This is a genomic window from Shewanella gaetbuli (assembly GCF_023284065.1).
GTDB lineage: Bacteria > Pseudomonadota > Gammaproteobacteria > Enterobacterales > Shewanellaceae > Shewanella > Shewanella gaetbuli.
Genome location: NZ_JAKIKP010000011.1, coordinates 87,161 through 99,084 on the forward strand (window position 1 = coordinate 87,161; position 11,924 = coordinate 99,084).

The window sequence follows — 11,924 nt, forward strand, 5'->3', positions numbered from 1 at the left end:
TTTATTTTGTTATTAACCAAAAGTGTTACGTAAACCTTTGGCTTTTTCAGCGTGCTGCTGAATGGTTAATGCTGATGATTCTATCACATTTATATTGGTGATATTGCCTTCCGCTAATTCACTAATTTGATGAATGTTTTGGTTCATCTCGGTGGTGACCATTTTTTGTTGTTCCGTCGCTACGGCATTTTGCTGAGTGAGTTGCTGTATTTCACTCATATTCTGATAAACCTGTTCAAACTTTTCTGCAGCGACTGATGTGTCATCTGCACATTGCTTAGCTTGTTGTTGGCTGGTTTGCATTTGAATGGACCAGTCGTGAAGCATGTTATGCATTGATTGGACACTTTTAGAGATCAAGTCTGTAGAAAGCTGAGTTCGACTAGAAAGTGCTCTCACTTCATCGGCAACAACAGCAAACCCGCGGCCCTGTTCTCCTGCGCGTGCAGCTTCAATGGCGGCATTCAGTGCAAGCAAGTTAGTTTGTTCAGCAATACCATTAATTTCTAACATGGCTTTTGACACATTTTCAGCTTCTTCGTTTAGACGATGAGAGTTTTCAGCCGCCACGGTAACAGACTGATTCAACTTTTCAATTTGCTGACGATTAGCTTGCATAGTGGTGCGATTATCAATGCAAATCTGCTGGGCTTGTTCGACATAGTTGGAAGTATCAAGGGCGTGTTGAGCCATATCGGCCACGGTATTATTCATTTGCTCAATTGCCGTGGCTATTTGATTGATTTGATCTTTTTGTTTCTCAATATTGTAAGTCGCATGTTGAGCCGAATCGACTAAGTTCACAGCAATACTATCTAAGTTGTTACCTTGATCTTGTGTTCGCCCCAGTACCGCCTGCATGCGTGCTTGGTTCATGATAAATTGAAAATCGAGCACTGAACTGCTGTAGTTACCGCAATAAACCAGACGACTGACCGAGTCATACTGTTGTTGTAGTGCATTAATTTTTTCAGGAATAGTGAATAACTCTTGCCTGAATAAGTAACCTAAAGCGCCTGCACTGAGCACAATGGCGAGAGTGATATATAGGCTTGAGGTAAGCGCAGTGCCAAGTAGTAAAGCTATTAATATCAATGAACTGATGATTTTTTTCTGAGTAAATTCAAGCGGTGTTTTCAGTTGCGTCCCTTGGTTTATTTTGGCGTATAAACTGGCGGCTCTGGAAATATATTCTGGTTTAGCTTTTATTCTAACAGATTGATAACCAACTATTTTCCCTTGCTCATATAAGGGTGATACAAATGCATCTACCCAGTAATAGCTGCCATCTTTGCATCTATTTTTAACAATCCCACGCCATGACTCGCCTGCTTTGAGTTTATCCCAAAGCTCTTTAAATGCGGCGGCAGGCATATCGGGATGACGAACAAGATTATGGTTATGGGTAATGAGTTCTTGCTCAGAAAAACCTGATATACGAATAAAGGTAGGGTTTGCGTAGGTAATAATGCCTCTAGTATCAGTGATAGAGACGAGTTCGTCTCCGTCCCTGAGCTCAACTTCCTTATTGATGGTGGGCTTATTTCTCATAGGGGTATCCGCTATTTTTATTGTAAATTATGATCGATTTATGAATATCTCTCATTTTAGACTATAAGTTGATTTTGTTCACGATTTTGATGATTTTCAGCATTAACTGAATAAAAAAAACCGGCTCAGTAGCCGGCTTTTTAGGTTCGATTATTTGACGTCGCTAGCGCTATTTTATAAATGCGAAAGCATCGCCATAAAGGTGAGCTTCTTCAATGCCCATTTCTCGGAAGATTTCACGCGCGGCACCTACCATATCGAAACGACCTGCAATATAAACGTCGTAACCATTTAAGCTGATAAAATCTTGTTTAATTTGCGCTAATAAATTTGCCTGTTTACCTTGCCAGTCATCGGTAGCTTGTTCAATTACAGGAATAAATTCTAACCAGTCATGTTGCTCATGCCATTTTTTGGCGATGTCTTGGTAATACATGGCGGCTTCTGTACGACAGCCCCAATAAAGCTGGGTTTTAACCGTTTCGCCAATGGCAATTTGGTGCTCTACGATACTTTTGATATATGAAAACCCGGTACCGCCAGCGATAAGAATGCGCGGTCTGACACTATCTTGCCTAAAATAAGCTTCACCTGCTGGGGCTTCGATATCAATATGAGTATTGGTTTTTAGGCGTTCAACCACTTGCATTGGATAGCTTTCGCTGACCGCCGCACCAATGTGTAATTCTATGGTTTCAGCATTCGGTGCACTTGCAATTGAAAAGGGACGCTTGTCTTTTTCACCCATGACAACGCAAAGGTATTGACCAGCTTTGAAGTCAAAGCGGGTTTCTGGTTTTAGAATAACTTGGTATACCGCGTCGTTAAACGGCGTGATTTTCTCTATCTGACAACGAATGGTTTTCATCTAACGTCCTTTAATCCCTTTCTTTGAAGGTGCTTTTCATATGCGGGTAATCAGTTTGATAGCGGCTTAGTTTACGCTATAGCGTAGGTTGGCCATCAATACCTAACTGATCCCAAATTTGATCAACTTTCTGTTTTACTTTTTCATCCATCACAATAGGGGTTCCCCATTCACGATCGGTTTCACCTGGCCATTTGTTGGTGGCGTCTAGCCCCATTTTCGACCCAAGACCTGCAACGGGGGAGGCAAAATCTAAATAATCAATGGGCGTGTTATCTATCATAACCGTATCGCGAGTTGGGTCCATACGGGTGGTTATGGCCCAAATAACATCTTGCCAGTCTCGGCAATTTACATCTTCATCTACAATCACAATAAACTTGGTATACATAAATTGTCGCAAGAATGACCATGCGCCCATCATGACCCGTTTAGCATGGCCTGGATATTGTTTACGTATTGAAATAACCGCCATTCGGTATGAGCAACCCTCCGGTGGTAGATAAAAATCAATAATTTCAGGGTATTGCTTGCGTAAAATAGGCACAAATACTTCATTTAGTGCCACACCAAGCATTGCTGGCTCATCAGGGGGTCTGCCGGTATAGGTGCTATGGTAAATAGCATCTTTACGCTGAGTGATATGGGTGACGGTGAAAACAGGGAATGAGTCTGTTTCATTATAATAACCTGTATGGTCACCATATGGCCCTTCTTCCGCCATTTCATCTGGGGCGATATAGCCTTCTAAAATAATTTCGCTGGTGGCAGGCACTTCAAGGTCACAGCTGATGGCTTTGCAAACTTCGGTGCGTTCACCGCGAAGTAACCCAGCAAATGCATACTCACTCATTGAGTCTGGTACTGGCGTTACTGCACCTAAAATAGTGACAGGATCACTGCCTAGTGCGACAACAACAGGGTAGTTTTCGCCTGGGTGTTTTTCTTTAAAGTCTTTAAAGTCTAACGCGCCGCCACGGTGATCTAACCAACGCATGATCAGCTTATTTTTTGATAATAGTTGTTGACGATAAATGCCGAGGTTTTGTCTTTTTTGACGAGGGCCTTTAGTGATGGTTAGTCCCCATGTCACTAGAGGCGCGACATCCCCCGGCCAACAATGTTGAATAGGCAGTTTGGTTAGGTCAACGTCTTCGCCAGAGGTAATCACTTGCTGACAAGGTGCATTGCGTACCGTTTTAGGGGGCATGTTTAATGCTTGCTTAAACATGGGGATTTTAGCAATTGCGTCTTTAAAGCCTCGTGGTGGTTCAGGCTCTTTTAAAAAAGCTAATAACTCGCCGACATCTCGTAATGCGATAGGGTCATCTTTGCCTAATGCCATTGCCACGCGTTTTGGGGTGCCAAACAAATTGGCTAAGACAGGCATGGTATGGTTTGTGGGGTTTTCAAATAATAATGCTGGCCCGCCAGAACGTAAAACTCTGTCAGCAATTTCGGTCATTTCAAGATTGGGATCAACTGGATGCGTAATACGTTTGAGCTCGCCATTTGCTTCTAGATGCTCAATAAAGCTACGTAAATCCTTGAAACTCATATTCACCGCCACTAAATGAAAATTAGATGTGGCGCGCACTATAGCATTTTTATAATTGGGGGTTAAGCCATTAATATGGCTTAACCCCGTTATCGGTGTAAACTGGTAAAGTCGGCATGAATCCTGAAGTGAGGCAAGCATGAGAAAGTTAATTATTGCACTATTATCGGCTAGTTTTTTAGTATTTTTTTGCAACTATGCCAACGCTCAAGCGCCTTTACGGTTAGAGCACCTTGATGCCAATGCATCGGCATCACAGGCTAATCGGCACTTGCAACATAAGCCGCAACATAAACCACATCATAAACCCCATCATAGGCCTGACCGTTTTAATCATCGTGATCCTTGGCGCTGGGGGATTGGGTGGAATAATCATTGGGGGCCAAGTGTTGGCATTGGCTGGGGTAACTATTCTAGGTGGGGTAGCCGCTGGGGTTGGCGTGACCCTTGGTATTACGGTAACCGATATCGTTACCGTAATAGTGGTTATTATGATTACCCTAGACGACCTGCCAAAGTTGAGCCTGTAGCGGTGCAACCGGTTCAAAGAACCACCACATCTATTAGCTATGACACAGGCATTAAAAGCTTGCCAGAAAATGCTCGGGCGTTTCAACAAGATGGCAAAATAGTGTATGAATGGAACGGTAAAGTTTATCGTTATGATTGGGCAACAGAAAACTATGTGGTGCTTGATGAATGATGCATGTTTACAAAGCTTTTGATGAAGTGATCAAGATAATTGATTAAAAAAATAGTACTCCGTTTTTGGGTCATTTTTTGCAATATACATGGCGGTGTCAGCTGCAGTTATTAAGCTGCTACTGATTTTTCCATCAGCTGGGAACAGACTAACCCCAATACTTGATCCTACATTAACTTTTTCATTATCAATATTAATAGGTTGTTTGATGGTGTCTATAATCTCATTTATTTTTGCAATAATATCATCTGTTTGTTCGATGTAATCTAACCATATTACAAATTCATCGCCGCCAAACCGGCCAACAATATCGCTACTTCTAAGTGTGGATTTAAGTCGTTGGGCAACGGTTTTAATCACTTCGTCACCAGTATGATGACCTAAGGTATCGTTGATGATTTTAAATTTGTTTAAATCAATAAATAGCAATGCAGCATGTTCATTTCTTCTGCTGGCTCTGGTAATTGCAATTTCTATTTGTTTGATAAATGCCCGTCGATTATAAATTGATGTGAGCTCATCATGTTCTGCTAAATAAGTGAGTTGAACTTGTTGTTCGGTTAATTTTTGGGTTTGTTTCTCTACCTCTAGTTTTAACTGATCTTTTCTTATGGTGATATTTTGTAGAGAGGTTTTCATCATATTGAAGTTGTTAACCATATCCGCAAATTCATCTTGCTGAGGGTACTGAATACGGCTTTCTAGATCACCTTTAGCCAATTGTTTCATGCCTTTGTTGAGAGAGGTCATCCCTTGTTTAAATCTTAACAACGTAATAGATGACCACAAGGTGACGACAATAGAAAGTATGAGTACCACGATGGATATTGATATTAACAACGACTGTTGCGTTTTTTTGGCTTTAGTAATGGTGACCTGCTGTAGACGCAACATGTATTCTGTCATTGTTTCAAGATTCATGCTGTATTTTGATTTAAGTAATCGTTGAGATGACAATTGGATATCTTGAGGCACTTTTAGCGGAATAATTTGAGTATTAAACAGCATTCTAATGTTGGTATTTAATCGGGTTAGATTGTCTAAGATTTCTTTTTGTTCGATATCCCAGTCGATATTTTGTGTTAGCTGTTGTGCCAACCTAGCCTGCCTGTCATTTAATTCTTCGAGACTTAAATTATCTGAGTATTCCTCGTAGAGCCATAAATGGCTTCTTAGGGTATCAATGGCGAGTTGAATCTTCATGGAATGAGTCAATTGTTGATAAATTTTTTGCTGGTATGTATGAGAGCGATATAACGCTTCACCCACTGTAATCGTCAGCAATGCAGATAAAAATGCAGTCAGTTTTAATCGGGTCGACAGTGTCATTAATCTCTGCCCTGATATTGTGCCATAGCGGACTCAAATAATTGTTTATCAATGATGGTTCTAATATCAATCCGGTTATCTTTTGGCACTAGGTTTTTGTCGATTGCCCATTGTGTTTGTAGTTGAATACTGGAAACAAATGCGTTACCTAGCGACAACCTAAAGGAGTAATCTTGCCATAAGTAACTTAATTGTTTCCGCTTCATATTTAATGCTTTACTGGTGATCGCTTGTGCCTGTTCAGGGTGGGTGATAATAAAGTTCTCAGCGTCACGAAGTGCGTGCAATATTCGTTGTTTTTGTGAGGCGTTAAATTCAGATTGCTTTAACCCAAGTAGATTAAATGACAGATTATACAACCCTTTAGTATTCATAATGGGTGCGGTATTGAGCTGCTGCTGTTGTAAATAATAAGCAAAAGGCTCCCATACTGAAATGATATCGACTTCAGCGTTGATAATGGCAGGAACAAGTTGATTGGGTGCTAAATAAACTTTTTCTATTTGGATGTTTGTTTGGTGATAAAGCATTAATAAGCTATCGAAAAAAAACTCACTGGCACTGCCTTTTACAATGCCCACTTTAGCACCTTCAATTTGACTAATATGTTGAAACTTTTCAGGCGATAAGGTTAGTAGTTTTACGTCATTATCTGATTCTACAAAGCTGGCTAGCACCGATAAATTATCATGATAAAAACTATTGAACATAATGACGGTTTCTGACGTGGTAGCAAAGTCGACATTTCCCTCAATCAATTCTTCAAAGCATTTGACCCCACCTTCTTCAAGCACTAAATCAATGTTTAACCCATTACGATTAAAAAAGCCTTGTTGCTCAGCAACAAAAAATGGCGCAGATAAGGGTGTTTTAGATACTGCAATTTTTATTAATGGCTGTGACGATGCCTCAACGGGAGTGTCGATATTTGGCTGGCAAGCGATGATAATTGTGACACTAATAACTAATAATATCGCGGGTAGTTTCATGCTTCGTCATTCATTTGGCTGGTTATTTAAGTGTAGTATCGAATTTGAATTTTGCTACAAAGCTGATTAAAAATAGTTGCTTATGCAAATTTGTCCAGTTATTAGATATATCCTCTTACGAGGACGGTATGTGGTTATAGGAAAAAAATAGAAAGTGGCAAGGGCATTTGTGCGTCACTATTCGGTTCTAGCGCCATATTATTATGTGTGGTTGTTGTTTGCATTAATATATCCCGTTATTGGGGGGTAACAAAATATATCCAAACACCCTTGCCGAAACTGTTTTATGCCGTCTGTTGTTTGTGTAACCTGCATTTAGTTAAGTTGTTGGTTTAACCATGGTTTATTTTATATAAAGTAGCAAGGGCGTTTGTGCGTCACTATTCGGCTCTAGCGCCATATTATTATGTGTGGTTGTTGTTTGCGTTATATATTCTGCTACTGGGGGATAACGAATATATCCAAACACCCTTGCTGAAACTGTTTTATGCCGTGGAACCTGTTATTTGGTTAAGTTGTTGGTTTAACCATGGTTAATTAAATATAAAGTAGCAAGGGCGCTTGTGCGTCACTATTCGGCTCTAGCGCCATATTATTATGTGTGGTTGTTGTTTGCGTTATATATCCTGCTACTGGGGGATAGCTGAATATATCCAAACACCCTTGCTGAAACTGGTTATGCAATCATTTGCAGTTGTTTATTTAAATCTTGAATCTGCAATTGCAATGCGGCAATTTGATCAGCAATTTGCACTTTTTTCTGCTGAGTAGGCTCTTCAGTGACCTTTACCCATTGGTAAACGGTGCGTGAAGCAATACCATACTCTTTAGCCACTTCAGACAGTAGGCGTCTTTTGCTTTTAACTTGGCTGACAACTTCATTAATCAAGCTATCAGAGTAGCGATTATTTATACTGTTTTTCATCGTCTTTTTCTCTACATACATTGTCTAATACCAATGAAACTACGTTAGTGGTTGTCAACTTCCCATTGACTAAAACCAATATGCGATAAAAATAAATATTGTTGATGAATACGTTGGGGGATGTTGCTGGTCCATTCCAAGCTGTTTATTAACGCCGCTTTTATGGTTGTGATTGATAATGCTTTAACTGACATATTCATATCTCCTGACAACATATCCTAAACAACAGAAGTAGTTTAATTTTCGAACTACCTCTTAGTGGGTATGTGTTTATATATGGAAAGAGTGTGCCAAGTTTTGATTTTTTTAAAATCATTTAAATTCAATGGTTTATGCTTTTTAGTTGTTTTGGGGAAATGTTGCTGTGATTCAGTTTGGTGCAATTGCACTAATTTGAAACGTGAAAGTTATTCTGGGAGTGTAGATTTAAGCGGGGAGTTTTTGGCTAAAAAAGCGGGTTAATGCGTTAACATTGTTCATCAAATTTTGCATTAATCAGCGCGCATACCGCTTCAAGTGCCGCTTCAGCATCAGGCCCTTCAGCGCTGATATCTATGGTTTTACCAATACCACTTTCTAACATAAGTAGGCCTAATACACTGGCGGCATTTGCCTGTTTACTGCCTTGTTCTAAGGTAATATTGGCATCAAATTGGGTGGCAAGTACTGCTAATTTAGATGCCGCTCTGGCATGAAGCCCAAGTTTGTTAGAAATAGTCACTTGTCGTTGAATTGCTGTCATATGGGCTTCTTTAATTAATAAGGTTATTTTTTAGCGAGTTCTCTGTGTCTTGCATTGACGGTATGCTTTTTGTCTGCGCCTAAACGTTTAGCCAGTTGGTCAGCTATATATACCGAACGATGTTGGCCGCCAGTACAGCCAATGGCGATTGTAAGATAGCTACGATTATTACGCTCTAAATGTGGCATCCAGGTTTCAAATAAATTTTCAATTTGCCAAATAAACTTATTTACTAAAGGCTGTTTACCCAGAAACTCTTGTACCGGTTCTTCTAAACCCGTGTGCGGGCGTAATTCAACTTCCCAATGAGGATTAGGTAAAAACCTAACGTCAAACATAAAGTCGGCTTCAGTGGGCATACCATGTTTAAACCCAAACGATTCGATATTAATCACTAATTCTTTATCGACGCTGCCCATTAAGATTTCACGTACTTGATCGCTTAACTCATAAATGTTGAGTGCAGAAGTGTCAATGTAGTGGTCAACCATATTGGCGATGGGCTCAAGTAATTCCCCTTCAAGTTTGATGGCTTCTTGGAGTGAAATTTGATTTTTAGATAAAGGGTGAAGACGACGAGTTTCGCTATAGCGTTTGAGTAATACTTTGTCAGATGAATTTAAGAAAAAACTACTGATGCTAGTCTCTTTACCAAGCTTAGATAGCTGGTCTTTAAGCACTTGCCCTTGATTCTCAATGTTGCGTACATCGACACTGATGGCAATTTGATCACGACTGTCTTTAAGTTGATCCAATAAAGTACCAATGAGTGCTACAGGTAAATTATCGACACAGTAATAGCCTAAATCTTCTAACACCCTAAGTGCCACTGACTTTCCTGAGCCTGAACGACCTGATACGATGACGAGTTTCATGTAGTGATAACCTGGTAAAGTTCTTTAGAATCAGTTGTTTTACGCAACTGCTTTAGAATTTTTTTATCTGATAGTTTTTCAGCCATCGATGATAGCGTGCTCAGATGTTGTTGGCATTGCTCTGCAGGTACCAATAAGGCAAACAGCAGGTCAACGGGTTGTTTGTCAATGGCATCAAATGAAATCGGCTCTTCGCATTTTATAAAAATGGCAATGGGCTGATCAATATTCATTAATCTTCCATGTGGTATCGCAATGCCACACCCAATTCCTGTACTGCCCATTTTTTCTCTAGCGATTAAGCTTTCAAAAATCTCTTGTGATGAGAGGGGTGGGTACTGGGCTGCAGCGAGATCGCTGATAAGCTCCAGTACTTTTTTCTTGCTGCCCGGTGTCGCACAGGAAGTACATTCCGGCTGCAGGATGGTACTAAGTTCCATCATTAATGCTTAGCTTGCTTCTCTTTATGTTTTATTACCTGACGGTCAAGTTTATCTATCAGGGCGTCTATGGCGTGATACATGTCTGAATTTTCAGCTGTGGCGAAAATTTCTGTACCGCTTACATGAAGCTTTGCTTCAGCTTTTTGTTGCTGTTTTTCAACATTTAGCACCACATGGACATTATTGATCTGATCGAAATGTCGTTCAAGCTTTGTGAACTTGGTCGAGACATATTCTCTAATGGCTTGAGTAATTTCTAAATGATGTCCTTTGATATTTATTTGCATACTTATCCTCCATTTGCCTGTGTAGGTTATAAACTCTTACGTTGGTTTGAGGGCGGGATCATCATCGCTTCGCGATATTTTGCGATTGTACGACGTGCAACATTAATCCCTTGTTCGGCCAACAGCGTGGCCATTTTACTGTCACTTAATGGTTTTTTGGGGTTTTCTGCCGCAACCAGTTTTTTGATGAAAGCTCTGATTGCAGTTGATGAGCATTCTCCGCCATCATCAGTACTCACATGGCTAGAGAAGAAATATTTTAGTTCGAATAAACCACGTGGCGTATGCATGTATTTTTGGGTAGTGACCCGCGAAATTGTCGATTCATGCATATCGACTGCTTCAGCAATGTCGTTTAATACCATAGGCTTCATGGCTTCTTCGCCGTATTCGAAAAATCCCTGTTGGAACTGCACAATACAATTAGATACTTTAAGCAAGGTGTCGTTACGACTTTCTAAGCTTTTAATAAACCATTTTGCTTCTTGTAGGTGGCCACGTATAAATTGGCCGTCAGATTGGCTTTTTGTGCTCCTGGCCATGGCAGCATATTGTTGATTAATGCCAATTTTTGGCATGTTGTCTGGATTAAGCTCGACAACCCAGCGGCCATTCTTTTTCAGCACAGAAACATCAGGAATAACGTATTCATCACTTGCTGGTGTGATCATTGAGCCCGGACGCGGGTTTAAAGATTGTATCAGTTCAATCGCTTCGCGTAATTCGTCTTCTTTTAATCTGGTTTTACGCATTAATGTACGGAAGTCTCGCCCAGCTATAAGATCTAAATAATCTTTGATAAGCATGGTTGCATTACCAATGTGAGGCGTATCTGCACTGTATTGGGCGAGTTGAATTAATAGGCACTCGCGTAAATCTCTTGATGCGATACCAATAGGGTCAAAATGCTGTACACGTTTCAGTACTGCTTCAACTTCGTCTAATTCAACCGACTCGTCACCCATGGCTTCTAAAATTTCTTCAGTGCTTTGGGTTAAGTATCCGGTTTCGTCAATGGCATCGATAATAGCGGTCGCAATGGCAAGGTCGGTGTCTGAAAATGGCGTGAGGTTTTTTTGCCATTCTAAGTGTTCGTATAAACCCTCAGATGTTTCACCTTGAAAAGGCATATCATCACTGGCAATGCTTCCTGTGCCTGAGCCTGTCATCGGAGAGGCGGTATAGACTTCATCCCAAGTGGTATCCATTGGTAGGTCGTCGGATATTTGCTCTTTTGTTAATGACTCTGCAGTGTCGATGTTTGAAGTATCTTTTTCTGCGGTATGACTAACGACTTCACTAAAATCTGTATCAGATTGATCTTTTGATTGGTCATTTTTGCTGGCTAATTCGGAAAATTCATCTTCTATTTCAAGAAGAGGGTTTGAGTCTAGCGCTTGTTGAATTTCTTGTTGAAGCTCCAAAGATGATAACTGCAATAAGCGAATAGCTTGTTGCAGTTGAGGGGTCATGGTGAGATGTTGACCCATTTTGAGCTGGAGTGAAGCTTTCATTACTACTATTCCCTAGAAGAATTCCGTTTGTCACACTGTGTTTTACTCGTGTTTTCACAAGCTTATACAACAAATAATTAATTATATCATCAGTATTGTGACTAGCATTGTCACTCGACTTTGCGTTTAAAATACCGTTA

The 11,924-nt window shown here is 40.3% G+C and carries 13 protein-coding genes; 1 reads left to right on the forward strand and 12 read right to left on the reverse strand.

The genetic code is table 11. The features are described 5' to 3' along the window. Positions 1-12: 12 nt before the first annotated feature. The 3 genes from L2672_RS13780 to ubiD form a co-directional block, all read right to left on the reverse strand. The gene (locus L2672_RS13780; protein ID WP_248996417.1) at positions 13-1,551 is read right to left on the reverse strand and encodes a methyl-accepting chemotaxis protein; all 1,539 of its coding nucleotides are present in this window, start codon (positions 1,549-1,551) and stop codon (positions 13-15) included. 169 nt (positions 1,552-1,720) lie between these two features. Continuing rightward, positions 1,721-2,419, reverse strand: a complete 699-nt coding sequence (gene fre / locus L2672_RS13785) for an NAD(P)H-flavin reductase (protein ID WP_248996418.1) — start codon at positions 2,417-2,419, stop codon at positions 1,721-1,723. Positions 2,420-2,495: 76 nt separating this feature from the next. Beyond that, positions 2,496-3,977, reverse strand: coding sequence for a 4-hydroxy-3-polyprenylbenzoate decarboxylase (ubiD, locus tag L2672_RS13790; protein ID WP_248996419.1), 1,482 nt, complete (start codon positions 3,975-3,977; stop codon positions 2,496-2,498). Positions 3,978-4,116: 139 nt separating this feature from the next. Between ubiD and L2672_RS13795 the strand changes: the two genes are divergently transcribed. Continuing rightward, positions 4,117-4,680, forward strand: a complete 564-nt coding sequence (locus tag L2672_RS13795; RefSeq protein WP_248996420.1) for a hypothetical protein — start codon at positions 4,117-4,119, stop codon at positions 4,678-4,680. A 30-nt stretch (positions 4,681-4,710) separates the two neighbouring features. Here the strand turns inward: L2672_RS13795 and L2672_RS13800 are convergent, their stop codons facing one another. The 9 genes from L2672_RS13800 to L2672_RS13840 form a co-directional block, all read right to left on the reverse strand. After that, a complete protein-coding gene (locus L2672_RS13800; protein WP_248996421.1) occupies positions 4,711-6,009 on the reverse strand; it encodes a diguanylate cyclase domain-containing protein in 1,299 nt (432 codons plus the stop codon). Next, a complete protein-coding gene (locus L2672_RS13805; protein ID WP_248996422.1) occupies positions 6,009-6,998 on the reverse strand; it encodes an ABC transporter substrate-binding protein in 990 nt (329 codons plus the stop codon). The genes L2672_RS13800 and L2672_RS13805 overlap by 1 nt, the downstream gene beginning before the upstream one ends. 676 nt (positions 6,999-7,674) lie before the next feature. Next, positions 7,675-7,923: a transposase gene (locus tag L2672_RS13810; protein WP_248996423.1), complete on the reverse strand. Its 249-nt coding sequence runs from the start codon at positions 7,921-7,923 to the stop codon at positions 7,675-7,677. A 44-nt stretch (positions 7,924-7,967) separates the two neighbouring features. Further along, positions 7,968-8,117, reverse strand: coding sequence for a hypothetical protein (locus L2672_RS13815; RefSeq protein ID WP_248996424.1), 150 nt, complete (start codon positions 8,115-8,117; stop codon positions 7,968-7,970). 272 nt (positions 8,118-8,389) lie between these two features. Continuing rightward, positions 8,390-8,665, reverse strand: coding sequence for an HPr family phosphocarrier protein (locus L2672_RS13820; RefSeq protein WP_248996425.1), 276 nt, complete (start codon positions 8,663-8,665; stop codon positions 8,390-8,392). Between the two features lie 23 nt (positions 8,666-8,688). Beyond that, a complete protein-coding gene (gene rapZ, locus L2672_RS13825) occupies positions 8,689-9,540 on the reverse strand; it encodes an RNase adapter RapZ (protein ID WP_248996426.1) in 852 nt (283 codons plus the stop codon). Continuing rightward, positions 9,537-9,980, reverse strand: a complete 444-nt coding sequence (ptsN, locus tag L2672_RS13830; protein ID WP_248996427.1) for a PTS IIA-like nitrogen regulatory protein PtsN — start codon at positions 9,978-9,980, stop codon at positions 9,537-9,539. The genes rapZ and ptsN overlap by 4 nt, the downstream gene beginning before the upstream one ends. A 2-nt stretch (positions 9,981-9,982) precedes the next feature. Then, the gene (gene hpf / locus L2672_RS13835; protein ID WP_248996428.1) at positions 9,983-10,270 is read right to left on the reverse strand and encodes a ribosome hibernation promoting factor; all 288 of its coding nucleotides are present in this window, start codon (positions 10,268-10,270) and stop codon (positions 9,983-9,985) included. Between the two features lie 26 nt (positions 10,271-10,296). Further along, positions 10,297-11,784: an RNA polymerase factor sigma-54 gene (locus L2672_RS13840; protein ID WP_248996429.1), complete on the reverse strand. Its 1,488-nt coding sequence runs from the start codon at positions 11,782-11,784 to the stop codon at positions 10,297-10,299. Between the last annotated feature and the right edge of the window lie 140 nt (positions 11,785-11,924).